This window comes from Proteobacteria bacterium CG1_02_64_396 (genome assembly GCA_001872725.1).
Classification (GTDB): Bacteria; Pseudomonadota; MNWR01; order CG1-02-64-396; family CG1-02-64-396; genus CG1-02-64-396.
This window is the reverse complement of sequence record MNWR01000093.1, coordinates 34,694-57,966: the sequence shown is the minus strand read 5'-3', so window position 1 is coordinate 57,966 and position 23,273 is coordinate 34,694. Positions and strand designations below refer to the sequence as shown.

The following is a 23,273-nucleotide window of genomic DNA, read 5'->3' as shown; positions in this document are numbered from 1 at the left end:
TCACTTTAACCACGCCGATTCGTTGACGTCGCCAGCCTAATATGCCCCCCCCCCAGCGTCAAGGGAGGGGGGAACAGAGGGGACGGCCCCAACAAAAAAGCCCCCAAATCGGGGGCTTTTTTGTTGGGAAGGCGGAACGGGGTCAGGGCGGAACGGACATGCCGGTTTGTTCCGCCTCTCTATCGCGCCCCTTGGTCGATTCTGTTCACCGTTGAGTCGCACGGTCGTTTGCCGACCATGTGCAACCGTACGTCTCCAGCCCAACGGGGGAGAATCCAGCCTCGTCTCAGATGTTGCGCGCGATGCGGGTATCGCCCCTCCCATCCGACACGACGCCCCCCCCCTTCAAAACTCCCCCGTCACCTTGAACCCAAACCGCGTATTGCGATTGGTCTGGTTGGGTTGGGCCAGCGAGAGGTCGTAGTTGTCGCGGTTCCAATCGTAGTAGAGCCGCACCGTCCCCCCATCCTCAGGACGCCAGAACCCCTCCAGCAGCACGACGGGTCGGGGCAGTTCTCTCATCGTGCTACGCGGACTTCGCGCAGTAGGGGGCGCTACCGCCCCCCACTGCACACCCGAACCCTCCTTAGGGAAACGCCGATTCAAGGCCTCCTGCCTTGAATCGGCATGCTCCGCAAAAACCAAAAGCAGAGCTTCGGCGACTTAGGTCGCCTCCTACGTTCCTGATTTTGGCGGCCCATCCCTGGGTCGCTCGGAAGCGCCATTCAATCAGCGCTTCCTCAGCGCTCGCGACGCAACCACGCATGGATCCGTTCCAGCGGCAGGTGATCGCCAATGTGGGTGCCGTAATGGGCGACCTCAACAACACCGTCGGCCTCGATCAAAAAGTCGGCGGGGACAATGGCCACATCCCCCTCCATGTCGAGTTTGCCCGACAGCATCGTTTTCATCAGCGGCCCCATGTTGCGCACCATCCCCTTCATCATCCCCCACCACGAAGACTCGATCCCATAACGCTGGTAAAGCTTACGGGTGGGGTCGGGGATGATCGGGAAGGGGTACCGGTCGATGCCGTGTTTGTTCAGGCTTTCGGCGGACGATTCATACACCGCCAGCAGGTGAAGCCCTTGCGCTTGGAGGCGGTCGAGTTGGTCGACCAGGCGATGCACCCGCACGCTGCACAGGGGGCAAGAGGCATAACGGTAGAAGGAGAGCATCACCCGTTTGCCCCGATAGTCGGCAAGACGGACCGTTCGTCCTTCAAGGTCGGTCACGGCAAAATCTGGAGCGGGGGAACCGGCGGTCAGGCGCATGGCGGTCATCCTTTCAAGGGGAAAAGGGATTGGATGACCGCATATCGCTCCAGGGGGGAAATTCTTACACGTGCGCCCTCTTGGGAATCAGGGCGATCAACCCGCGCCGCCGCTACCATCGGAGGAACGAATCTCTCACCAAGGGGGGGGCATGGTCACCCACACCATCGATCCGCAACGCTGGCTCGACGAACACGGCAACAGCCTCTACCGCTACGCCCGTCTGCGGGTGGGGGATGCCGCCGAGGATGTGGTTCAAGAAACCCTGCTGGCGGCATGGCAGGGGCGCTCGCGCTACGACGGCAACGCCAGCGAACGCAGCTGGCTGATGGGCATCCTCAAACACAAGGTGGTGGACCACCTGCGCCGCCAGTACCGCAAAGGGGGGGTTGAAATCGACGTCGGCGAGGAGGGGGTCGAGGCGCTGTTCGACCCAACCGGGCGCTGGATCACCCCCCCCGGAAACTGGGGCGGCGATCCACACAAGCTGGCCGAATCGCAGCAATTTTGGCACTGGCTGGAGGAATGCCTGCGGCGCCTTTCTCCCCGGCAACGGCTGGTGTTCGCCCTGCGCGATCTTGAAGGGGAGGAGGCCGAGGTGGTGTGTAAGGAAATCGACGCGACGGCGAACCACCTGTACGTGTTGTTGCACCGGGCCAGGGTGTCGCTTCGGGGTTGCCTGGAACACCACGGCCTGGGGCGCCGCCCCCCACGGGAGGACTGACATGCTCAACTGCCGTCAAGCCAGCGTTTTGGTGTCCCAACGGTTGGACCGCCCGTTGACCCTGCGGGAGCGGCTGGATTTGCATCTGCATCTGCTGATCTGCGTGGCCTGCCGTCATTTCGACCGGCAGATGGGGTTGATGCACCGGGTGTTCGGCATCGGTCAGCCCCCTGCCCCCCCCAGCCAGCCGCTCGATCCCCAGGTTAAGGCGCGGATTGCTCAGCACCTGGATCAGGCCCTCAACGCCCCGGAATCGCCCGAACCTGCTGCCAAAGCGGGTAATCCCCCTCCTCGGCCCGAGTGATTGCCGCTTCGATCAAACGGCGAGCCGGGTCGGGCAACGCCCCCGCCAGCAACCCCCGGTACACCCCCTTGTAGAAGGCGTCGGGCTCCACGGTGACGGTCCAACGCACCGCCGTCGCCCCTGGCGGCAAGGGGGCCGCCACAAAGGGGCGCGCCTCCCCTGGAGCGATCCGGGTGTCTTCGATCTCCTCCCACCGCCCCGAATCGGCGGAAACCCGGCGTTGAATCGTCCAACGCCACTGCCGCACCACCGTCCCCTCCCCCCCCAGCGCCTCGGCCACCACCTCAACCGCCGGGGTAACGTAAGTAGGAAAGTAATGGCCGATGCCGGTCGAGGTTAGGGTCAGGGTTGCGGCGCGGGGGGCAACGACCAGATTGAAGGCGAGCCCCGAGGTGACGGTGGCCGGGTCGTGAATCCCCTTGAACCCATGGCGGCGCTCCGGCATGTGGCACCCCTGACACGTCACCCCCTGCCGGGCGAAGCGGCTGGCCCGCCATTCGGCCAGGGTGTTTTCCAGCGGTTTACCGTTGATCGCCATGGATTGGGGGAATTGGTGGCAGGCGGCGCAGAACTCGGACGTTTCGAAGGCAGGCAGCGCCGTGAAGCCGCCGTGGGCGCCGCCGTCGATCCAGCCGGTGGCCGTTTCCCCCCGCCGGGGGGGACCAAAACGGGCGTTGCCCCGCACATGGCAGGCGGCGCAAGAGACCCCCGCGTGGGGAAGTTCGGCCCGTTGCCGGTCCTGGCTGCGCCGTTCCAGCAGCCCCAACCAATCGGGTTGGTCCGGCAGACCCTGCTCGGCCAGGGGGGCATGGCAGTTTAAACAGGCGGCGGCCTCCTCCCGGCCCAACCCAGGGAATTGCCCCATCAAACCGGGGGAAGCGGCATGGGCATGGAGCGAGCCTTGCCAGTCCCGGTATTGCGCAACGTGGCAACTGCCGCAATCGCTGGGCCGCAACGACCCCTGGGGATGGGGCCAGTGCTGGGGGGCTTGCCCCTGGGGGGGGATGGGGCGATCCCAATAACCGGCGGGCAGTTCCGGTTCAGCCACCTGTGGCCCCGCCACCTGTGGCCCCGCCGCCATCCCGAGGGAGGGCGACAGGGCCAGGAGCAGTCCGGTGATGAGGGGCCGCAGCCTCATCGGGCAACGCGCCCCTGAAGGTACTGGAGACGGTAGGCCCGATAAAAGGCGGCCATGGCGGTCATCTCGCGGCTGTTGGGATCGAGCGCCTTACCCCCCATCGGGTTGAGCAGGCAGTAGTTGATCATCTGGTCCAGGGTGACCACATCGCCGGTCATGGGGACGAAGTGGGGGAAGTTCTGGTTGGCCTCGAAGTGAAGCTTGTCGAACCCGGAATGGCACGACAGGCAAGAGACCCCGTTTTCCCCCAAGTGCTCGTCGTCGCTCCAGAGCTTCTGCCCCAGGGCGACCGCTTGCTGGAAGGTATCGAAGGCGTGGGGGCGGATCGGGGTGTTGTGGCTCGTCCCTTGGCCGGATGGCATCGCGCACGGGTTGCAGGGATTGGCCGGTTTTTTGGGCGACGGCATCGCGCACGGGTTGGCGGGGGGGTTGGCGGGGGGGGTGGCATGGGGCATCGCACAGGGATTGCAGGGATTGGCCTGCGGCGCCGGGCTGCACGGGTTGGCGTTCGTCGCGGCGGGGCGACAGGGGTTGCAGGGGTTGGCGTGGCTTGCCGCCAGAGCGGGGCTCACGGCCAGGGCGGACAGGCTTAAAACCAGGGTCAGGATGCGAAACATGGCAGATCCTCCTTCAGGGGATGGGGGCTCCTTCGCGGGAGCATTACCCCCCCATTCGCACCAAGAGGGGGAATCTTACGAAGGATCCAACAACCCCTTGCGATACCGCCCCGGTCCCACCCCGAAGTGGCGCTTGAACGCCTTGGCAAAGGCCACCGGCGAGGTATAGCCGCACTGCTCGGCAATGTCGGCCAGCCCTTGGACGGTGGTGGTCAACAGGGTGGCCGCTTTGCCCATACGCCAAGCGGTCAGGTATTGCATGGGGGATTGCCCCACCTGGGACTGAAACCCGGCGGCAAAAGCGGAGCGGGACATCCCCGCAACGTCGGCCAGATCCTCCAGGCGCCAGGGGGTTTCGGGGCGACGGTGCAGGGCCGCCAGCGCCCGTCCAAGCCGGGGATCGGCGATGGCCCCCAGCAACCCACCCGCGTGGGGTTGGCTGGCGATGTAGGCCCGCATGATCTGAATGAACATCACCTCGACGAGCCGGTTGACCACCCCCTCGGTGCCGTGGCGCGGATGGCCGGTTTCGTGGGCGATGAAATGCAGGGTGTGGTTCAACCAGGGAAAATCGGCGGCGATGGCCTGCCCCTGAACGTGCACAAATTGCGGCAAAGCCTCCAGCAGCGCCCGGTTGGTCCCCCGGTCGAACTCGAAATAACCGCAGATGATGTCGGCGCCGACCCCGCCCCCTCCGTACACCACCGGGCCGTAGTTGCTGGGGATCTGGGGAACAATGTCGTGGGCGGGGGCGGGGGTGGTGTCGGTGGCGTCCAACAAAACATGGGCCTGGCCGTGGGGAAACAACACAACATCCCCAGCTTGCAACACCACCGGGTCGGGCCGATCCAACACCTGAATGCAGCACGCCCCCTGGACGACGATGTGGAATTCCGCCACCGAAACCGGGGCGATCCGCATCCCCCAGGGGGCGGTGAAGGCGCAGCGAAAATACACATCGCCGCGCATGTTCATGGTGCTCAGCAGATCGTTAAGAACATCCATACCCACCCCGCACCGAATAAAATGGACGAATTGGCATAAAAATAGGACTAACCGGCATTTAACGTCCAGTCACCATCCCTAACATCGTCTCCGTAGCCCAGACGGGCATTCCATCCACCACGGAGACCACGCCATGAACACCTGCTCTGCCGCAAGTTGCACCGCCACAAGCGCCTGCGCCGCCAACCACCACCCCGCCCTCGACCTGCCCGCCCAGCGGATCGACACCGCCGAGGCACGGACCCGCACGTTGTTGGAAACGGCCCACAGCAAACTGGGCTTCATTCCCAACACCTACGCCTACATGGCCAATGCGCCGCATTTGCTGGAAACCTACCTGCTGGGCTACGACCGTTTCCGTACCGATTCGGGCTTGACCCCCGTGGAGCAGGAGATCGTTCTTTTGACGGTCAGCCGGGAAAACCAATGCGATTACTGCACGGCGGCCCATTGCTTCATGGCCGACAACATGGCCCAAGTCCCCAGAGCGGTGACCCAAGCCATCCTGGACCAGGGGGAAATTCCCGAACCCCGCCTGCGGGCGCTGCACCAATTCACTCGGGTGCTGGTGGATCGACGGGGCAAGGCCAGCCGCGAAGAGGTTGCGGCGTTTTTGGCGGCGGGTTACGAGCAGCGGCATGTGTTGGACATCCTGCTGGCCATCGCGGTGAAAACCATCAGCAACTACGCCAACCACCTGTTCGATACCCCCATCGACGACCTGTTCGGGGCCAAGCAGTAACACCTCGTTGTCGTGTTGGGCCCGAAGGTTGGCACATGCTCGGTAACACCTTTGGAAACCTAAAAACCGCCAGGAAGGCGGTTTTTAGGGGTTCTCTATGGAAACGCCGAATAAGGGTTTTCCTGCCTTTTTCGGCAGAGCTTCTTCGGCGACGGGGTCGCCTCCTACGACAGCATCTACAACCGCTTCGGCGACGGGGTCGCCTCCTACTGACGTTCCCGATTTTGGCAGCCCAGGGATGGAGGCAAGATCAGGGCGCGCACGTTCGCAGCATCGGTCGGGTCCGGACCGTCCGACGCTGCGGAAAAACAACCTTCAAAACTCCCCCGTCACCTTGAACCCAAACCGCGTATTGCGATTGGTCTGGTTGGGTTGGGCCAGCGAGAGGTCGTAGTTGTCGAAATTCCAATCGTAGTAGAGCCCCATCGTCCCCCAATCGCCGGGGCGCCAATACCCCTCTATCAGAAGATCCTTGCGTGCGAAGGTCCCCGACGAGACGGTGCCGGTCTCGTCGTCGAAGCGGGCCGCCACCGCAAAGGGACCGAAGGACTGCCCCCCCGAGACGACGTAGCCGGTCCCCTTGCGTCCGGCGGCGTTGCTGATCCAGAAGTCGAGCCCATAAACCCGCTTGTCGCCCCCCTCCCCCTGTACGCCGCCCCATCCCACGCGATAAACCGCCGGTTCCTCCTCGTTGACCGTCTTGCTCAGGGTGCCGTCGTAGCTGTAGTTGAAGCTGCGCTTGGGTCGCACATAGAGGCCGAGGAAGTGGCTGTCGCCCAACCGTTGGGTGTACTGAATCCAGTAGAGGGTCTCGGTGAAGCTGGTTGTACCGGCTTGGGTGGTTCCCAGGCTGCTGGTTTGCAAATGACGCTGGGTGCGCAGGGCGTCGCCCCCAATCTGCAAGGTGCCGGCGGCAAAGTGGTACGCCCCCTCAAGATTCAGGGTGCGGTATTTAAAATCGTCGCGATTTAGAGGGGCCGAGGTGTCGCCCGCGCCGGTGCCATCCGAGGCGAACAACCCCACCGCCACCCCGAATTGCTCACGATGCAGGTCGGCACCAATCCGCCCCTCCCAAACGCGGTCCAGGTCATACACGTTGTTTTTGCCCTGTTGCTGTCCATAGCCGGCATAAGCGACCACCGACTCCCGACGATCCAACATCGAATTGCCAATGCCGATGTCGAAACGACCCTCGGGGACAATCGGGGGATGGGCGATGTCGGCCCAAGCGGGGGCAGAGGCTGCCACCAGTGAAGCGATCCACAACCAGCGCCATGAAGACATGATCGATCCTCCTCTCAACATGTACGGGGGCACTCTCGCGGCGCCCCACGGCTCAGGTTGAGAGCCATTCTCGGTGGGGTCGTTCCGAACTTAGCGCCCCCCATTAAGGAAGGCGCCGATGCGCCGTACCCCCTCTTCCAAATGATCGAGGCCGGTGGTGTAGGCAAAGCGGATGTGCCGGTCGGCCCGGTATTCCCCAAAATCGCCGCCGGGGGTGACCGCCACATGGGCCCGTTCCAACAACTGGGTCGCCAGTGCCTTGCTGCTGCGGGTCAGACGACTGCAATCGGCGTAGAGGTAAAATGCCCCCTGGGGGGTCACCGGGATGTCGAAACCCAAGCCGCGTAGCGCCGGAAGCAGGAAGTCGCGCCGCTGCTTGAGAATGTCGCGCCGCTCCTCAAGGATCGCTCGGGTTTCAGGTGAAAACGCCGCCAGCGCCGCATATTGAGCCGGGGTGGCTGCGGCGATGAAGAGGCTCTGCACCAGTTTTTCGAGCGGGCGGACCAAATCGGGGGGGACCACCATCCAGCCCAGGCGCCAGCCGGTCATGCCGTAAAACTTTGAAAAGCTGTTGACCACAATCGCCTGGTCGCTCAATGCCAGAGCCGTGGTGGTGGGGGCGTCGAAAAGCAAGCCGTGGTAGATCTCGTCGACGATTACCCGGCCGCCGCGACGATTGGCGATCTCGACAATCCCCGCCAGGTCGTCCTTGGGCACCACCGTCCCGGTGGGGTTGGAGGGGGAGGCGAGTAGGACCGCTTTGGTTTTGTCATCCCAGAAGTACTCGACCAATTCGGGGGTGAGCTGGTAAGCGGTCTCGATGTTGACCGGCACCCGCACCGTCTCCCCCTCGGCCAGCCGCACGAAATTGCGGTTGCAGGGGTAACCGGGATCGGCCATCAGCACCTGGTCGCCGGGGGCGATCAACGCCGCCATCAGGGCGCTGAGCGCCCCCGAGGCGCCGGGGGTGACGATCACCCGCTCCGGATCGACCGTGACCCCGTACTCGGTTTGGTAGTGGCGGGCGATGGCAGCCCGCAGTTCGGGCAACCCCAGCGCCGGGGTGTAGTGGGTCAGACCGTTCTGCAACGCAGCGATCCCCGCCGCCACAATCGGTGCGGGGGTATTGAAGTCGGGTTCGCCGATCTCCATGTGGACCACGTCGATCCCTTGCTCTTCAAGGGCCTTGGCCCGACTGAGCAGATCCATGACCTGGAAGGAGGAGATCTCCCCCATACGGGGGGCGAGCTTGAGGGCTGCTGGGGTGGAATCGGGCATGACCTTCCTCGTGGTTTGCGACATGATGAACCTTGAAGGTCCGATTAAAGCGGCCCCTATGGCCTCGAAGCAACGTGAAAGAGACGCGGCGACCACCATGTCCGACTTCCGCTCCCCCGCCCCGCCCCCTGCCGACGCCCCCCCCTGCGGGGTGCTGCTGGTCAACCTCGGCACCCCCGAGGCGCCAACCGCCGCCGCCCTTAAACCCTATCTGGCCCAATTTCTGAGCGACCCCAGGGTGGTGGAGCTGCCGCGCTGGAGGTGGTGGCCGATCCTGCACGGCATCATCCTCAACACCCGCCCGGCCAAATCGGCGGCCCTCTACCAGGCGGTGTGGGGTGAGGATGGCTCCCCGTTGCTGGCGATCTCTCGCCGTCAGAGCCAGGCGCTGGCCCAGGCGCTCGGTCGCCAAACCGGGGCGACAATCCCGGTGGTGCTAGGGATGCGCTACGGCGCCCCCTCCATCGCCCAGGGGCTGCAAGCCCTGGATGCCATGGGGTGTGAGCGCATCCTCATTGTGCCGATGTTCCCCCAATACAGCGCAGCCACCACCGGGTCGGCCTTCGACGCGGTGATGGCCGAGCTCACCACCTGGCGGCGGATGCCCGAACTGCGCTGGATCCGCGATTACCACGACGATCCTCATCATGTGGCCACCCTTGCTGCCCATATTCAGGCACGCTGGGCCAACGCAGACAAACCCGACCACCTGCTGCTGTCGTTCCACGGTATGCCGCAGCGCTACGCCGACGCGGGCGACCCTTACCCGGAACAATGCCAATCCACAGCCCGATTGTTGGCCCAAACCCTGGGACTAGAGACGGGGCGGTGGTCGCTGGCCTACCAATCGCGCTTCGGCAAAGAGCCCTGGCTGACCCCCTACACCGACGAGGCCTTGAGCACTCTGGCCCAGCAAGGGGTGAAACGGGTCGATGTGGTCTGCCCCGGTTTTGCCGCCGATTGCTTAGAAACCTTGGAGGAGGTCGCGGTCGGCTACCACGAACACTTCAAGGCCGCCGGGGGGGAGATGCTGCGTTACATTGACGCCCTCAACGACACCCCCGAGCATATCGAGGCCTTAACCCGATTGAGCCTGAACCACCTAGGCGGCTGGATCAAAATCCCCTGAACACCTTGAAGGAGCCCATCATGCTTCAGGAACACCTGACCGCCCCGAGTACCTGGATCCGGGGCCTGTACATTCTGCTGTTTGTCGTCTTGTTTTGGCTCGCCCGCATTGTGGTGGGGGCGGTGACCGTGGTGCAGTTTCTTTTCGTGCTCTTCAGCGGAGAGCGGGAGGTGCGGCTGAGCCGCCTCGGGGCACAACTGGCCGCCTACACCAACGAGATCTTCCGCTACCAGACCTTCGCCAGCGACGTGCGCCCCTTCCCGTTTAAGGATTGGCCCCAGGCCGAGCCCGACGATGAGGAGGAGGTTCAAGCCGAAGTGGTTGAGCCTGAATCTGAAAGCGCCGAGGAGGTTGTGGGGGAGATCATCGACCCCGAGGATGCAGCCGCCGGGGTCGATGCCGACACCCCCCCGAAACAGCGCACCCGCCGCAAACCGGCCACACCCCCCACTGAGGAGGGTTGAAAAAAAAGCCCCGGCAGGTGACTGCCGGGGCTTTTTTTGCCGAATTGATCGGCGCTTTTTCAAGGGGGACGCTGCATCGATCAGCGCGTCCCTTGGGGTTGAAACCCCAGGTCTACCCCTTGACCACCTTCACCTTCCCCGCTGCCTCTAAGGCTCGCGCCCGCGCCGTCTCGACATCGTCGGCACCGGCCAGCGCCACCCCCATACGACGGCGTTGCCAGGACTCGGGCTTGCCGAACAGCCGCACCTCGCTCTCGGGAACGGTGAGTGCCCGCTCCACCCCCTCGAAACGGACCCCTTCCCCCTCGATGCCGCCGTAGATCACGGCGCTGGCACCAGGGCGGCGCAGGGTGGTATCGACCGGCAAACCGAGGATGGCGCGGGCATGCAGCTCGAATTCGTTCAAACGCATGGTCGCCATGGTCACCATGCCGGTGTCATGGGGGCGGGGGCTGACCTCGGAAAACCAGACCTTCTCCCCCTGCACGAAGAGCTCGACCCCGAAGAGACCACGTCCCCCCAGGCTGCTGGTGACGGTGGCAGCGATCTCCTGAGCTTGATTCAACGCGGCATCGCTCATCGCCTGGGGCTGCCAACTCTCGACGTAATCGCCGTGGACCTGCTTGTGGCCGATGGGGTCGCAAAAGAAGGTCTCGACCGCGCCCGAGTGCCCTATGGCCCGCACCGTAAGCAGGGTGATCTCGAAATCGAAGTCGATGAACCCCTCGACGATGACCCGGCCCGAATCGACTCGTCCCGAACTGCCGGCGTCATTCCAGGCGGCCGCAACCTCCTCGGCCCCTTTTACCACCGACTGCCCCTTACCCGAGGAGGACATCACCGGCTTGACGACGCAGGGGTAGCCGATGCCGCTGTCGATGGCCGCTTGCAGTTCCTCCAAGGAAGAGGCAAACGCGTAAGGAGAGGTGGGCAGCCCCAGTTCTTCGGCGGCCAAACGGCGGATCCCCTCCCGGTTCATGGTCAAGCGGGTCGCCCGCGCCGTCGGGATCACCTCGGCCACCCCCTCGTGCTCGATCTCCAACAGCATGTCGGTGGCGATCGCTTCGATCTCGGGGACGATCAGGTGGGGCCGCTCCAGCAAGATGAGCCTCTTCAGGGCGACGGGATCGGTCATGGGGAGCACAAAGCTGCGGTGGGCGACCTGCATGGCGGGGGCATTGGGATAACGATCGACCGCGATGGTCTCCACCCCCAGCCGTTGCAGGGCAATGACAACCTCTTTGCCCAGTTCGCCGCTGCCCAAAAGCATGACGCGGGTCGCCGAGGGGGAAAGGGGGGTGCCGATGTGCATGGGAACTCCTGAGTTCGATGGGTATTGAAGCTGATTCGACGGGGCGACGGGGTTACCCTTCCCCCCCTTTTCGTTCACCTGCCGGGGAAACGCCGTGTCCAGCGAAGTCTTGCAAGCCGCCGCCCTGATCTACCTGCTGATGATCGCCGCCTTCTTCTTGCACAAGATCCGCCCTCTGCACGTGGCGATCATGGGGGGGGCGATGCTCTTCGATCTGCTGGTCCCCTTCTACCTCTACATGCACCGCGACTGGTACGGCCAGCTCGTCACCCACGAGGGGGGGGCCGATTTCATTTTGTGGTGCCATTGGGCGCTGCTGATGACCCTTTACATCCTCTACGCGCTGCAAGCCAAGAGCGGTGTGGCGCTTGCCAAGGTGGCTGCTGCCGATGACAAAAACAGCCTTGCGCTGCGTGCGGAACACCACCTCCAGGCGCGGGGGGTGCTGCTGGTGCGGCTGTTCGTCATCCTCACCGGCTGGGCGGTGTTCGATCCGCAGTTCGTACTCCGGTGATCGTTGGGCGGCGGTGCAACAACAGGCTCAACCCTCGATGCGATGGACCTGAATCGTGTTGGTCGACCCCGCCACCCCCACCGGCAGCCCGAAGACCTGCACCACCACATCCCCCGCTTTGACGAAGCCAGTCTCGACCGCCAGGTCGTGGCTGTCCTCCACCATCTGATCGAGGCTCTCCATCGCCCGCATCCGAATCGGGAAGACCCCGTGGGAGAGCAGCAACTGACGTAGCACCAGCGGCTCAACCGAGAGGGCGACAATGGGCCGTTCGGGACGGAACATGGCGATGCGCCGCGCCGTCGCTCCCGAGGCGGTGGGACAGAGGATCGCTTGGGCCTTGAGGCTTTGAGCCAAGACGCAGGCGGCCCGTCCAATCCCCGAGGCCAGATCGGGCTCCCATTCCTGGAAGGCGGGCTGGTAGCGCTGCACCCCTTCGGCCTCCTGGATCACCCGCACCATGGTGAGCACCGACTCCACTGGGTATTCGCCATTGGCGGTCTCCCCCGACAACATCACCGCGTCGGTGCCGTCGAGCACCGCGTTGGCCACGTCGGTCACCTCGGCTCGGGTCGGGTAGGCGTGGTGGGTCATCGATTCGAGCATGTGGGTGGCGGTGAGCACCGGCTTACCCAAGTGCACCGCCAGATCGATGATCCGCTTTTGCACCATCGGCACCTTCTCGACCGGGATCTCCACCCCCAAGTCGCCCCGGGCCACCATCACTGCGTCGGCCTCGCGGATGACCTCCTCTAAATTGTCGACCGCCTGCCGGGTTTCGATCTTGGCCATCACCATCGCCTTGCTGCCCCGCTCCCGGATGTAATCGCGCACCCGGCGCACATCGGAGCCGCTGCGCACAAACGAGGCGGCGACGATGTCGACCCCGTTTTCGATACCGAAATCGAGATCGGCGTAGTCCTTGTCGGTGAGAAAAGGGAGCGAGAGGTTGGCGCCGGGAAAGTTGACCCCCTTACGGCTCTTAAGCACCCCCCCCCGCTCAACCCGGCAGTGGACTTCGACCCCCATCACCGCCTCGACCATCAGGGCGATGGAGCCGTCGTCGATGAAAACCCGCTGCCCCTCGTGCACATCTTCAGCCAGGTGTTCGAAGGTGATGAAGAGTGGACCTGTGCCCTGAATGGGACCGGGGCCGGGAGCGAGCACGACGTGTTCCCCCTGATGCAGGGGGCGGAACGTATCGGCCACATCGCGGGTGCGGATCTCGGGCCCTTTGAGGTCTTGCAGGATGGCGATAGGGCGTTGCAGGTAGGCCTCGACCAGCCGGATGGTGGCGATCAGCAGGGCGTGGGTGGCGTGATCGCTGTGCGAGAAATTCAGCCGGAACAGATCAACCCCGGCCCGCAGCAGCGCCTCGATCATCTCGGGGGAGTCAGTGGCGGGACCCAGCGTGGCGACGATCTTGGTGTGACGGTGGGGGGGCATGGAGGCTCCGCAGGAGGGGTGCACAACAGGGAAGGCGATTCAAGCATCGCATCTTGGCGCTGGTATGACCCCTCTTGCGTGCCAACGGGCAGAGGGTTGGGGCGAGAGGGAACATCCGGTGTTTCGCCGGAATGTTTACTCCCACTCGATGGTGGCGGGGGGTTTGCTCGACACGTCGTAGACCACCCGGTTGATCCCCTTGACCTCGTTGATGATGCGGTTGCTCACCTTGCCGAGGATCTCGTGCGGAATCGGGTAGAAACTGGCGGTCATAAAGTCGGAGGTCTCGACCGCCCGCAGCGCCACCACGTTTTCGTAGGTGCGCCCGTCCCCCATCACCCCGACGCTCTTGACCGGCAGGAAGACAACGAAGGCCTGGGCGATGTGGTCGTAAAGATCAAAATTCCACAACTCTTCGATGAAGATTGCATCGGCCAGCCGCAAGGTGTCGGCAGCCTCGCGGCTGACCGCCCCGAGAATGCGCACCGCCAGCCCCGGACCGGGGAAGGGGTGGCGGAAGACCATGGAGCGGGGCAACCCCAGCTCGACCCCGACCGCACGCACCTCGTCTTTGAACAGATCGCGCAGCGGCTCCAGCAGCTTGAGCCCCATGCGCTCAGGCAGGCCGCCGACGTTGTGGTGACTCTTGATCGCCACCGCCTTGCCGCTCTTGGCCTTGGCCGACTCGATCACGTCGGGGTAGATCGTCCCCTGGGCAAGCCACTTGGCGTCACGCAGTTGATTGGCCTGCTCCTCGAAGATCTCGACGAAAAGCCGACCGATGATCTTGCGTTTGGCCTCGGGATCCTCGACCCCCTCCAGCTCGCCGAAGAAGCGCTCGGAGGCGTCGACCCGGATCACCTTGACCCCCAAGTGCTCGGCGAAGGTCGCCATCACCTGGTCCCCCTCGTGCAGCCGCAGCAGCCCGGTGTCGACGAAGACGCAGGTGAGCTGATCGCCGATGGCGCGGTGAATCAAGGCAGCCGCCACCGAGGAATCGACCCCCCCCGAGAGCCCCAGAATCACCTGGTCGCTTCCCACCATTTGCCGAATCAGCGCCGTCTGCTCGTCGATGATGTGGGCTGGGGTCCAATCCCCCTCGCAGCCGCAAATCTGACGGACAAAGGTCTCGATCAGAATCTCGCCGCGCCGGGAATGGCGCACCTCGGGGTGGAACTGCACCCCGTAGAGACGGCGCGACTCGTCGGCGATGGCGGCGACCGGCGCGTTGGGGGTACTGGCGGTGATCCGAAACCCCTCGGGGATCTTGGCGACATGGTCGCCGTGGCTCATCCAAATATGGGCCTGGTTGTCGACCAAGAACCCTTTGAAGAGGTCGGAAATCTCGCCCACACCGGTCAGCTCGGCGTGGCCGAACTCCCGTTTGCCCGCCGCCACCACCTCGCCGCCGAAATAGCGGCTCATCAACTGCATCCCGTAGCAGATCCCCAACACCGGCACCCCAAGCTCGAAGAGTCCTTCGGCCACGGCGGGCGCCCCCTCTTCATAGACCGACTTGGGACCGCCGGAGAGGATGATCCCTTTGGCCCCTAAGGCGCGGATCTCCTCGATGCTCAGATCGAAGGGGTGGATTTCGCAGTAGACCTTGGCCTCGCGCACCCGCCGCCCGATGAGCTGGGTGGTCTGGCCGCCGAAGTCGAGGATGAGGATGCGGTCGTGATTGGGGGTCATGGGTTTTTACCAATGAAAAAGGGCCGGAAAGAGGGATCGCCCCCCCTCCCGGCCCGCAAAACGATCAATCGTTGTAGCCGCCGTTGAGGTTGTCGCGGGCACAGCGATTCAAGAAGGCCTCATCGAGGTCGATGATGCGGTCGGCCAGATCCCAGATGCCGCCGGGGGTCGCCTCGGGATGGCAGGCCAGGCGCACCTCGACCCCCATCGCCTGCACCCGCTCCAGGGCGGGAATCAGGCTCGAATCGCCCCCCACCAGCACCACGGCATCCAAGCGGCCGCCGAAGGTCAAGGTCAGCAGATCGGTGGTGATCCACTCCCCCACCCCACGCTGGATGTAGGTATAACGCCCTTCGCCGGCGGGACGACGCTCCAGGCGGCCCATACGCACGGTGATCCCCACCTGGCTCTTGAGGTAGGCGAAGAAGCGCTCCTTGTTGGCGCGCACCCGATGGGAGTCCTCGTCGTCGTCGGCCACGAAGGGGGGGCAGTGGTAGTAGTAAGCGCGCAGAAGCTCGTCGTGCTCGGCGATCAACTCATTGCTGAACGCGGTGAAGTCAATTTGACGTACCCGGCCATCGGAGCCGCGAAAGTGGTGGGCCAGCATCTTCTCGATGTAGGCACCGTCCATCATCTGCACAACACGCATCTCATAAACCTCAATTTTCTATAAAGGAAAAACCCACGTTATAAAAAGCTGCCCCCGTGTGGGCTGAAGGGGCGGCATCGAAACCGATCAATCCAAACGGTAGTTGGGCGCTTCGGTGGTGATTTGCACATCGTGGACGTGGGATTCGCGCAGGCCCGCCCCGGTGATCTGCACAAAGCGGGCGCGCTGCTGCATGTCGGCAATCGTCGCCGCCCCCAGGTAGCCCATTCCGGCCCGGATGCCGCCGACCAACTGGTGGATCACCGCCGCCATCGGCCCCTTGTAGGGGACCCGCCCCTCGACCCCTTCGGGAACGAGCTTGAGGGCGTTGTCGACCTCGGCCTGGAAGTAGCGGTCCTTCGACCCTTTTTGCATGGCGCCAATCGAGCCCATGCCACGATAGGACTTGTAGGCCCGCCCTTGAAAGTACACCACCTCGCCGGGCGATTCGTCGGTCCCGGCCAACATGCCGCCGAGCATGACGCATGAGGCGCCCGAGGCCAGCGCTTTAACGATGTCGCCCGAGAACTTGATGCCACCGTCGGCGATGATCGGCACACCGCTGCCTTCGGCCGCCTCGACCGCATCCATGATGGCGGTGATCTGGGGAACCCCGACCCCTGCCACCATTCGGGTGGTGCAGATCGAACCGGGGCCAATCCCCACCTTCACCGCGTCGGCGCCGCGCTGGATCAGATCGCGCACCGCCTCGGTGGTGGCGACGTTGCCGGCAATCACCTGGAATTCGGGGTAGCGCCGCTTGATGTCGGCGACCATCCCCATCACCCCCTCGGAGTGGCCGTGGGCGGTATCGACCACCACCACGTCGACCCCCGCCTCGCGCAACGCCTCGAAGCGGTCCATGCCATCGGGGCCGGGGCCAATGGCGGCGCCAACCCGCAGTCGGCCCCGTTCGTCTTTACAGGCGTTGGGGTGGGCGACCGCTTGCTCCATATCTTTCACGGTGATGAGTCCGGCCAGCTTGCCTGCCTCGTCGACCATGATCAGTTTTTCGATGCGGTGTTGATGCAACAGCCGCTTGGCCTCCTCCAATGGAGCGCCCTGATCGATGGTGATGAGGTTGGTGGTCATCAATGAAGAGACCGGCTTGTCGAGCGAGGTGGCAAACCGCAGGTCGCGATTGGTGATGATCCCAACCGGCTTACCTTCCCGCACCACCGGAATCCCCGAAAAACCGTAGCGCTCTTTGATTGCAAGTACCTGCGAGATCGGGGCATCGGGGCCGATGGTGATCGGCTCCCCCACCACCCCCGACAGGTACCGTTTAACCTGACGGACCTCTTCGGCTTGCCGCTCGATGGGCAGGTTTTTGTGGACAATGCCCACCCCCCCCTCCTGAGCCAAACAGACCGCCGAACGGGCCTCGGTCACGGTATCCATGGCGGCGGAAACCAGGGGGATGTTGAGTTCGATCCCCCGGGTCAGGCGGCTGGCGGGGTTGACCTCTCGGGGAAGAATCGAAGATCGGCGCGGTTCGAGCAGGACATCGTCAAAGGTTAACGCTTGGCGAATCGGGGGGCGGGACATAGAGGGAAAACCTCTCGATTAAAGGAGCCAAAAAATAGGATCGGGGATGATAGTCATTTGGAACGCCCCCGTCAGGGGGGCAGGTGTAAAGGGGTGCATAAAATTCCGCATTGGAACGGTTCAGCCCAGGCTCTTGCGCACCCGGTCGGCCCAAAAGGCCAATACCCCCCCCTCGATCCCCGCCTCAAACAGATATTCCGGGTGCCATTGCACCCCAAGCAGATCGCCGTCGAGCGCCGCAATCGCCTCGACGATGCCATCCTCGGCCGAACCCCAAACCTGCAAACCGGGCCCCACCTCGTCCACCGCCTGATGGTGGGTCGAGTTGACCTGCCATACCTCTCCAGACCAGGGGGAGTCCTCGCGCCAGCGCATCGCATGGTGGGGCTCGCAGCGGGGATTCTGTTGCTGATGCCCCATGTTCCCCACCGTGGGCAGGTCTTGAATCAGGGTGCCGCCACACGCGACGTTGAGCAGCTGCATGCCGCCGCAGATTCCCAGGATTGGCAAATCGCGCCCCAACGCCTCGTGCAACAGCCCCCACTCCCAGACGGTACGCGGCTCGGCCACCCGCCCCAGTCCCGGCTCCTCCTCCTTGCCGTAGTACCGGGGGGGAATGTCGAAATCGCCGCCGCTAATCACCAGGGCGTCGAGCTCGTCGATCATCGCTCCGACCGCCTGCTGCGGCAGCAGGGGAATGGCCACCGGCAACAACCCGACGGTGTAGAGGGCGGTGAAATAGTTGACCCTCAGGGCCTGCCAGGCGACGGGAGAAAACCCGCCATACCCCTCGGGGAAATAATCCAAGGTCACCCCAATCCTAGGAGTCTGTCGGACTTGAGATCGTCCTACTGCGCCGGCGGGTAATCGGTCCAAATTCCCCCGGTTTCTCGTCACATAGCCACCACTATGATCCTCAAAACCGTGAAAATTTGGCCTCGATTCCCCACTCGGCTCGCTACGGACGCTCAAGCCCGACAGACTCCTAGGACGGCTGCGGCGGGGATCTGGTAGGCTCATGGAAAGATTCCTAATGGTTGGTTCGTTCTTAAGAAGTGGTGGCATCATGGCCCAATATTTTGAAATCCACCCCGGCACCCCTCAGCCGCGACTGATCGCCCAGGCGGCGCGCATTCTCGAAGGGGGCGGGGTGATCGTCTACCCCACAGATACCACCTACGGCCTGGGCTGCGACCTGCTCTCAAAACAGGGGGTGGAGCGGATTCGAGCGCTCAAAAAGATCGACGACAAACACCAACTTTCGTTGATTTGCCCCGATCTGTCGGATCTGTCGACCTACGCCAAGGTCGACAACCCCGCCTTTCGCATCCTCAAACACCATCTCCCCGGCCCCTACACCTTTATTTTAGAGGCGACCCGGGAGGTCCCCAAACTCTTGCAATCCCGACGAAAAACCATCGGCCTGCGTGTCCCCGATCACTCCGTTTGCCAGGCCCTGCTTCGAGCATTGGGGCGCCCCATCCTCTCCACCACCGTGGCTCTTCCCGGTGAAGAGGCGTTGACCGATCCCCTGGAGATCCGCAACCGCCTAGAAAAACAGGTCGATCTGGTCATCGACGGGGGCATCCTATCGGGCACCCCCTCCAGCGTCGTCGACCTGACCTGCTCACCCCCCGAGGTGGTGCGCAGCGGCGCCGGAGACATCTCCGAGTTTATTTAAACCAAGGGCGGCACCCCGTTGATCGACATCCACAGTCACGTTCTCCCCGGCATCGACGACGGCGCCAAAGATGTTCCAACCTTTCTCGAAATGGCCCGCATCGCCGTCGCGAAGGGGACCCGAACCCTGGTCTGCACCCCCCACCATCACAACGGTACCTTCGAAAACATCCGGGCCGAGATCGAGCGGGCCCTCGATACGGCGCGGGAGCTTCTGCGTACCGAGGGGATCGCGCTGGAATTGGAGATGGGGGGGGAGGTACGCATCCACCCCGACGTGACCGAGCGCTACCGTCATGGGCTGGTCCCCACCTACGGCGGGCGCAAGGGGATCCTCATCGAATTTGGCGGCGGCTCGCTCCCCCCCGGCACCGACGAGACCCTGATGCGTTTGCAGGATGCCGGGCTGCGCCCGGTGATCGCCCACCCCGAGCGGCAGCCCTATCTGGTGCAACACGAAGATCGGATTGCCGCCTGGGTCGAGGAGGGCATTCTGCTTCAGGTCACCGCCATGAGCGTCACCGGGCAGTTCAGCGCGAAGATCCAAGCCACGGTGAAACGGTGGCTGCAAAAGGGGTGGATCCACGCGGTCGCCTCCGATGCCCACGACCCAGTCTACCGCCCCCCCTCTTTACACGGCGCCTTTGAAACCCTGAGCAGCTGGATGGGGGAGGATCAAGCCAGGATTCTTACCTTCGACAACCCCCGCGCCATCCTGCACCACACCCCCGTCCAACAGGTCAAAATGAAATCGGGGCTGCTCGGGCGGCTGTTTTCGTTGTAGCGACGTGACCGTCGAGGGGGAGACATCTGGGCATCCCAGATATTCGACGGAGCCCGCCCCACTCCCTGCCCTTGTCACTTCCGGCCTTGACCCTACAATTCATCACCGTTTGCTGATATTCCCCCCCCTGGGTCTGTTGGAGGTTGTCCCATGCCGATTTACGAATACCGCTGCACCGACTGCGGCCACCAATTCGAGGTGCGCCAAAAAATGAGCGATCCCGCCCCCGAGGGGTGCCCCGCTTGTGGCAAACCGGTCGAAAAGCTGATGAGCGCCGCCGGCTTTCAGCTTAAGGGGGGCGGCTGGTACAAGCCCTCTTCCCCGGGTAGCGACAGCGCCCCCCCTTGTGCCAGCGGCGGCGGCTGCGCCGGAGGAGCCTGCGGGGTCGGTTGATCCATCGCGTGTTCGATCAAAAAAAGGGGAGCCGGTTGGCTCCCCTTTTTACTGGGTCTACCCCATCCTCCATCGACATGGCTTGACGGCCACCACTCGCCGATCATGGAGCTGCGATCTACCCTTGCGATCCTTTCTTCAATTTTGAATCCATCCACAAGGGGTTTTTATGGACATCGCCATCGTCGGTCTGGGTCGTATGGGGGGCAACATGGCTGAGCGGCTGCTGCGCGGCGGCCATCGCGTCGCCGTTCACAACCGCACCCCCGAAAAGATTGCCGAATACGCCGCCAAGGGGGGCATTCCCGCGGCACACTTGAACGATATCCCCGCACTACTCCCCTCCCCCCGCATCGTCTGGTTGATGATTCCGGCGGGGGCAGCGGTCGACGCCGCCATCGACGAACTGCTCCCCCTGCTCGCCCCCGGCGATTTACTCATCGACGGTGGCAACAGTCGTTACAAGGACTCCATCGAGCGGGGCAAACGGGTCGAGGCGACCGGGGTGCGATTCATGGACATCGGCACCTCGGGCGGCATCTGGGGTTTGGAGAACGGCTACTGCCTGATGGGGGGCGGGGCGCCCGAAAGCTACGCGCTGGTTCGCCCGATTCTTGAAACCCTGGCGGCCCCTGGCGGGCAGATGCACACCGGCCCCATCGGCTCGGGCCACTTCGTCAAGATGGTCCACAACGGCATCGAATACGGGATGATGCAAGCCTACGCCGAGGGGTATGAACTGCTGGAGGCTGCCTACCCCGACCTCGACCTGGCCCAAGTTTCGGACCTGTGGATGAACGGCTCGGTGGTGCGTTCTTGGCTGCTGGAGCTGATCGGCAACGCCCTGCATGAAGACCCGAAACTCGACGCCTTGAGCGACTGGGTTGCCGACTCCGGCGAAGGACGCTGGACGGTCGAGGCGGCCATCGACCACGACGTCCCGGCCACGGTGCTGGCCCACGCCCTGTTCGCCCGCTTCCGCTCCCGCCAAGAGGCCTCTTTCGGAGGCAAACTGCTGGCCGCCATGCGCAATCAATTCGGCGGCCACGCGGTAAAAAAGGCGGGGGACTGACATGGGGCGCCGCCACACCCCCGCCTCCATCGTCATCTTCGGCGCCAGCGGCGACCTGACCCACCGCAAGCTGATTCCCTCGCTCTACCAATTGGCGGTCGACGGTCTGCTGGCCCCCAACACCGCCATCGTCGGTTACGCCCGACGCAACTGGAGCCGGGAGGAGTTCCTGGCGGGACTGCGCCAGTCGGTACGCAAGACCAAGGGGGCGTGGTTCGATCACGAGGTTTGGAACGATCTGGCCGAGCGGATCAGCTATATCAGTGGCGACCTGACCGAAACCGACGGCTTCTGCCGCCTGCACGACCATTTGGCCCAGATCGAAAAGAACCTCAAGCTATCGGGCAATCGCCTCTACTACCTCTCGACCCCACCGCGCCACTACGCCGACATCGTCGCCAATCTGGCCGGATCGGGGCTGGCCGCCGAGGGGGTCGATTCGGGCTGGCGACGGATCGTGGTCGAAAAACCGTTCGGCACCGATCTGGCCAGCGCCATGGAGCTTAACGCCCAAATCCACGAGGTCTTTCGCGAGGATCAGATCTTTCGCATCGACCACTACCTGGGCAAAGAGACGGTGCAGAACATCCTGGCCTTTCGCCTGGGCAACGGGATCTTCGAACCCCTGTGGAACCACCATTACGTCGACCATGTGCAGATCACGGTCGCCGAAACCCTGGGGGTCGAGGGGCGAGGCGGTTACTTCGATCAGGCCGGGATCATCCGCGACATGGTGCAGAACCACGCTCTGCAACTGCTGACCCTCGTGGCGATGGAGCCCCCCGCAGCCTTCGAGGCCAACGCGGTGCGCGACGAAAAGGTTAAGGTGTTGCGAGCGATCCGCCCCCTGACCGGCGAGGCAGCACTGGCCGACACCGCCCGTGGGCAATACGACCGGGGGGCCGTGGAGGGAACCAAGTCGAGCGCCTACCGCGAAGAGCCCGGGGTCGATCCCGCCTCGACCACCGAGACCTACATGGCGATGAAGCTGCACATCGACAACTGGCGCTGGGCGCGAGTGCCGTTTTACATCCGCTGCGGCAAACGCTTGCCCCACCGCACCACCCAGATCGTCATCGCCTTCAAACAGCCCCCCCACACCGTGCTGCAATCGGCCGCCTGCGATTGCCCCAACCTTGAGCCCAACCGGATCGTACTGCGGATCCAACCCAACGAGGGGATCTCGCTCCACTTCGGCATCAAGGCGCCAGGTAGCGCCATGCAGATCGAACCGGTCGAGATGGACTTCGACGCCGCCCGCGCCCTGGGGAGCAGCCCCGAGGCTTATGAACGACTGATCCTTGATGCCATCGGCGGCGACGCCACCCTCTTCGCCCGCTCCGACGAAATCGAATGGGCCTGGCGCTTTATCGACGGGATTGTCGCCGCCTGGCAGGGTCAAGGTTTGATCGAACTGCCGGTCTACACCGCCGGAACCTGGGGGACCGCCGAGGGCAAGGATCTGATGCAGCGGGATGGCCGGACATGGCTGGACACCTGAGTTTGGATCCCCGTCTGAATTTGACGGTGCTGCCCGATCCTGCCGCTTGCGCCCGCTGGCTGGCGGCGACGCTGCACGAGCGGCTTTCTGCGGCGGTTGCGGCGCGAGGGGCCGCCCATTTGCTGCTGTCGGGGGGATCGACCCCCGACCCTCTTTTTCGGCTCTGGGGCGCCCCCCCTGGCGAAACCTTGGCCTTGCCCGAGGGGGTCCATCTGTGGTGGGTCGACGAACGTTTCGTCCCCCCCGGCCATTCCGAGCACAACGCCACACGGGCCTTGGCGCTGATGAACAACGCTGTGTCGCCCGAGCGGGTGCATGTCATGCCGAGCGAGGGAGATCCCGAAACGGCGGCGGCACACTACGGCCGCGAAATCGTGCGCCATCTGGGGAAAGAGGGGTGGTGGGACGGGATCCTGCTGGGGCTGGGGGGCGACGGTCATACCGCCAGCCTTTTTCCCGGTTCGCCCCTAGAACACGAGGCGACGCACCGCGTCATGGTGGCGACAAGTCCAACGGGACAAACCCGCCTGACCCTCACCCCCCCCAGCCTCAAATGCAGTCGCGGGAGTTTTTTGTGGGTGGCTGGGGAATCAAAACGGTCGGTGCTGCGTGGATTTCTAGAAAACCCCGCCTGTTGTCCTGCGGGGTGGGTGTTGCCGGAAGGGGGTTTGCTGGAGGTGGTGGCCGACCAGGGGGCGTGGCCGCTGTAGTCAGGCAGGGCAA

24 protein-coding genes are annotated in these 23,273 nt (G+C 64.0%); 12 read left to right on the top strand and 12 right to left on the bottom strand.

Annotation, left to right across the window (positions count from 1 at the left end; all coding sequences use genetic code 11):
- Positions 1-740: 740 nt before the first annotated feature.
- Positions 741-1,274 carry a hypothetical protein gene (locus AUJ55_11325; protein OIO55019.1) on the bottom strand — a complete coding sequence of 178 codons (534 nt, stop codon included), beginning with the start codon at positions 1,272-1,274 and terminating at the stop codon, positions 741-743.
- A gap of 151 nt (positions 1,275-1,425) precedes the next feature.
- Between AUJ55_11325 and AUJ55_11320 the strand changes: the two genes are divergently transcribed.
- On the top strand, positions 1,426-1,998 hold the full coding sequence (locus tag AUJ55_11320; GenBank protein ID OIO55018.1) for a hypothetical protein: 573 nt from the start codon (positions 1,426-1,428) through the stop codon (positions 1,996-1,998).
- Position 1,999: 1 nt separating this feature from the next.
- Positions 2,000-2,302, top strand: a complete 303-nt coding sequence (locus tag AUJ55_11315) for a hypothetical protein (GenBank protein OIO55017.1) — start codon at positions 2,000-2,002, stop codon at positions 2,300-2,302.
- Here the strand turns inward: AUJ55_11315 and AUJ55_11310 are convergent.
- The 3 genes from AUJ55_11310 to AUJ55_11300 all read right to left on the bottom strand — a co-directional run bounded on the left by AUJ55_11310 (position 2,238) and on the right by AUJ55_11300 (position 5,068).
- Complete coding sequence (locus AUJ55_11310; protein ID OIO55016.1) at positions 2,238-3,440, bottom strand: hypothetical protein; 1,203 nt, start codon at positions 3,438-3,440, stop codon at positions 2,238-2,240. The genes AUJ55_11315 and AUJ55_11310 overlap by 65 nt on opposite strands.
- Positions 3,437-4,057, bottom strand: coding sequence for a hypothetical protein (locus AUJ55_11305; protein ID OIO55015.1), 621 nt, complete (start codon positions 4,055-4,057; stop codon positions 3,437-3,439). The genes AUJ55_11310 and AUJ55_11305 overlap by 4 nt, the downstream gene beginning before the upstream one ends.
- Before the next feature lie 75 nt (positions 4,058-4,132).
- Positions 4,133-5,068 (bottom strand): hypothetical protein, encoded by a 936-nt coding sequence (locus tag AUJ55_11300; GenBank protein ID OIO55014.1) that lies wholly within the window; start codon positions 5,066-5,068, stop codon positions 4,133-4,135.
- Between the two features lie 199 nt (positions 5,069-5,267).
- Here AUJ55_11300 and AUJ55_11295 point away from each other — a divergent pair, with 199 nt between their 5' ends.
- Positions 5,268-5,804 carry an alkylhydroperoxidase gene (locus AUJ55_11295; protein OIO55028.1) on the top strand — a complete coding sequence of 179 codons (537 nt, stop codon included), beginning with the start codon at positions 5,268-5,270 and terminating at the stop codon, positions 5,802-5,804.
- 315 nt (positions 5,805-6,119) lie between these two features.
- Here AUJ55_11295 and AUJ55_11290 read toward each other — a convergent pair whose 3' ends face one another.
- Together AUJ55_11290 and AUJ55_11285 are read right to left on the bottom strand one after the other, a co-directional pair.
- Positions 6,120-7,088 (bottom strand): hypothetical protein, encoded by a 969-nt coding sequence (locus AUJ55_11290; protein OIO55013.1) that lies wholly within the window; start codon positions 7,086-7,088, stop codon positions 6,120-6,122.
- Positions 7,089-7,178: 90 nt separating this feature from the next.
- Positions 7,179-8,366: an aminotransferase gene (locus AUJ55_11285; GenBank protein ID OIO55012.1), complete on the bottom strand. Its 1,188-nt coding sequence runs from the start codon at positions 8,364-8,366 to the stop codon at positions 7,179-7,181.
- 97 nt (positions 8,367-8,463) lie between these two features.
- On the opposite strand from AUJ55_11285, the gene AUJ55_11280 reads away from it, so the two are divergent.
- Positions 8,464-9,495: a ferrochelatase gene (locus tag AUJ55_11280; protein OIO55027.1), complete on the top strand. Its 1,032-nt coding sequence runs from the start codon at positions 8,464-8,466 to the stop codon at positions 9,493-9,495.
- Between the two features lie 20 nt (positions 9,496-9,515).
- Positions 9,516-9,959, top strand: coding sequence for a hypothetical protein (locus tag AUJ55_11275; GenBank protein ID OIO55011.1), 444 nt, complete (start codon positions 9,516-9,518; stop codon positions 9,957-9,959).
- 112 nt (positions 9,960-10,071) lie between these two features.
- On the opposite strand, the gene AUJ55_11270 is transcribed toward AUJ55_11275, so the two are convergent.
- The gene (locus AUJ55_11270) at positions 10,072-11,271 is read right to left on the bottom strand and encodes a phosphoribosylglycinamide formyltransferase 2 (protein OIO55010.1); all 1,200 of its coding nucleotides are present in this window, start codon (positions 11,269-11,271) and stop codon (positions 10,072-10,074) included.
- A gap of 202 nt (positions 11,272-11,473) precedes the next feature.
- On the opposite strand from AUJ55_11270, the gene AUJ55_11265 reads away from it, so the two are divergent.
- Positions 11,474-11,785 carry a hypothetical protein gene (locus AUJ55_11265; protein OIO55026.1) on the top strand — a complete coding sequence of 104 codons (312 nt, stop codon included), beginning with the start codon at positions 11,474-11,476 and terminating at the stop codon, positions 11,783-11,785.
- Between the two features lie 27 nt (positions 11,786-11,812).
- Here AUJ55_11265 and AUJ55_11260 read toward each other — a convergent pair whose 3' ends face one another.
- From AUJ55_11260 to AUJ55_11240, 5 genes are all read right to left on the bottom strand, one after another.
- Positions 11,813-13,231, bottom strand: a complete 1,419-nt coding sequence (locus AUJ55_11260; GenBank protein ID OIO55009.1) for a pyruvate kinase — start codon at positions 13,229-13,231, stop codon at positions 11,813-11,815.
- A 135-nt stretch (positions 13,232-13,366) separates the two neighbouring features.
- The gene (locus tag AUJ55_11255; GenBank protein ID OIO55008.1) at positions 13,367-14,923 is read right to left on the bottom strand and encodes a glutamine-hydrolyzing GMP synthase; all 1,557 of its coding nucleotides are present in this window, start codon (positions 14,921-14,923) and stop codon (positions 13,367-13,369) included.
- A 64-nt stretch (positions 14,924-14,987) separates the two neighbouring features.
- Positions 14,988-15,572: a hypothetical protein gene (locus tag AUJ55_11250; GenBank protein OIO55007.1), complete on the bottom strand. Its 585-nt coding sequence runs from the start codon at positions 15,570-15,572 to the stop codon at positions 14,988-14,990.
- 87 nt (positions 15,573-15,659) lie between these two features.
- Complete coding sequence (locus tag AUJ55_11245; protein OIO55006.1) at positions 15,660-17,120, bottom strand: IMP dehydrogenase; 1,461 nt, start codon at positions 17,118-17,120, stop codon at positions 15,660-15,662.
- Positions 17,121-17,240: 120 nt separating this feature from the next.
- Entirely contained in the window at positions 17,241-17,996 is a 756-nt protein-coding gene (locus tag AUJ55_11240; protein OIO55005.1) for a hypothetical protein, read from the bottom strand.
- 190 nt (positions 17,997-18,186) lie between these two features.
- Here AUJ55_11240 and AUJ55_11235 point away from each other — a divergent pair, with 190 nt between their 5' ends.
- The 6 genes from AUJ55_11235 (at position 18,187) to AUJ55_11210 (ending at position 23,260) form a co-directional block, all read left to right on the top strand.
- The gene (locus tag AUJ55_11235) at positions 18,187-18,801 is read left to right on the top strand and encodes a threonylcarbamoyl-AMP synthase (protein OIO55004.1); all 615 of its coding nucleotides are present in this window, start codon (positions 18,187-18,189) and stop codon (positions 18,799-18,801) included.
- Positions 18,802-18,819: 18 nt separating this feature from the next.
- Positions 18,820-19,584, top strand: coding sequence for a hypothetical protein (locus AUJ55_11230; protein OIO55003.1), 765 nt, complete (start codon positions 18,820-18,822; stop codon positions 19,582-19,584).
- 150 nt (positions 19,585-19,734) lie between these two features.
- Positions 19,735-19,977 carry a transcriptional regulator gene (locus AUJ55_11225; protein OIO55002.1) on the top strand — a complete coding sequence of 81 codons (243 nt, stop codon included), beginning with the start codon at positions 19,735-19,737 and terminating at the stop codon, positions 19,975-19,977.
- Positions 19,978-20,146: 169 nt separating this feature from the next.
- Positions 20,147-21,049 (top strand): 6-phosphogluconate dehydrogenase (decarboxylating), encoded by a 903-nt coding sequence (locus tag AUJ55_11220; GenBank protein ID OIO55001.1) that lies wholly within the window; start codon positions 20,147-20,149, stop codon positions 21,047-21,049.
- A 1-nt stretch (position 21,050) separates the two neighbouring features.
- Positions 21,051-22,550 (top strand): glucose-6-phosphate dehydrogenase, encoded by a 1,500-nt coding sequence (locus AUJ55_11215; protein OIO55000.1) that lies wholly within the window; start codon positions 21,051-21,053, stop codon positions 22,548-22,550.
- Complete coding sequence (locus tag AUJ55_11210) at positions 22,535-23,260, top strand: 6-phosphogluconolactonase (protein ID OIO54999.1); 726 nt, start codon at positions 22,535-22,537, stop codon at positions 23,258-23,260. The genes AUJ55_11215 and AUJ55_11210 overlap by 16 nt, the downstream gene beginning before the upstream one ends.
- The last annotated feature ends 13 nt before the right edge of the window (positions 23,261-23,273 follow it).

Coding starts and splice junctions, on each gene's coding strand:
- AUJ55_11320 (OIO55018.1), top strand. CDS start 1,426: ATGGTCACCCACACCATCGATCCGCAACGCTGGCTCGACGAACACGGC.
- AUJ55_11310 (OIO55016.1), bottom strand. CDS start 3,440: ATGAGGCTGCGGCCCCTCATCACCGGACTGCTCCTGGCCCTGTCGCCC.
- AUJ55_11260 (OIO55009.1), bottom strand. CDS start 13,231: ATGCCCCCCCACCGTCACACCAAGATCGTCGCCACGCTGGGTCCCGCC.
- AUJ55_11235 (OIO55004.1), top strand. CDS start 18,187: ATGGCCCAATATTTTGAAATCCACCCCGGCACCCCTCAGCCGCGACTG.
- AUJ55_11305 (OIO55015.1), bottom strand. CDS start 4,057: ATGTTTCGCATCCTGACCCTGGTTTTAAGCCTGTCCGCCCTGGCCGTG.
- AUJ55_11315 (OIO55017.1), top strand. CDS start 2,000: ATGCTCAACTGCCGTCAAGCCAGCGTTTTGGTGTCCCAACGGTTGGAC.
- AUJ55_11290 (OIO55013.1), bottom strand. CDS start 7,088: ATGTCTTCATGGCGCTGGTTGTGGATCGCTTCACTGGTGGCAGCCTCT.
- AUJ55_11325 (OIO55019.1), bottom strand. CDS start 1,274: ATGCGCCTGACCGCCGGTTCCCCCGCTCCAGATTTTGCCGTGACCGAC.
- AUJ55_11245 (OIO55006.1), bottom strand. CDS start 17,120: ATGTCCCGCCCCCCGATTCGCCAAGCGTTAACCTTTGACGATGTCCTG.
- AUJ55_11255 (OIO55008.1), bottom strand. CDS start 14,923: ATGACCCCCAATCACGACCGCATCCTCATCCTCGACTTCGGCGGCCAG.
- AUJ55_11285 (OIO55012.1), bottom strand. CDS start 8,366: ATGCCCGATTCCACCCCAGCAGCCCTCAAGCTCGCCCCCCGTATGGGG.
- AUJ55_11280 (OIO55027.1), top strand. CDS start 8,464: ATGTCCGACTTCCGCTCCCCCGCCCCGCCCCCTGCCGACGCCCCCCCC.
- AUJ55_11250 (OIO55007.1), bottom strand. CDS start 15,572: ATGCGTGTTGTGCAGATGATGGACGGTGCCTACATCGAGAAGATGCTG.
- AUJ55_11215 (OIO55000.1), top strand. CDS start 21,051: ATGGGGCGCCGCCACACCCCCGCCTCCATCGTCATCTTCGGCGCCAGC.
- AUJ55_11270 (OIO55010.1), bottom strand. CDS start 11,271: ATGCACATCGGCACCCCCCTTTCCCCCTCGGCGACCCGCGTCATGCTT.
- AUJ55_11275 (OIO55011.1), top strand. CDS start 9,516: ATGCTTCAGGAACACCTGACCGCCCCGAGTACCTGGATCCGGGGCCTG.
- AUJ55_11265 (OIO55026.1), top strand. CDS start 11,474: ATGCTCTTCGATCTGCTGGTCCCCTTCTACCTCTACATGCACCGCGAC.
- AUJ55_11210 (OIO54999.1), top strand. CDS start 22,535: ATGGCTGGACACCTGAGTTTGGATCCCCGTCTGAATTTGACGGTGCTG.
- AUJ55_11220 (OIO55001.1), top strand. CDS start 20,147: ATGGACATCGCCATCGTCGGTCTGGGTCGTATGGGGGGCAACATGGCT.
- AUJ55_11225 (OIO55002.1), top strand. CDS start 19,735: ATGCCGATTTACGAATACCGCTGCACCGACTGCGGCCACCAATTCGAG.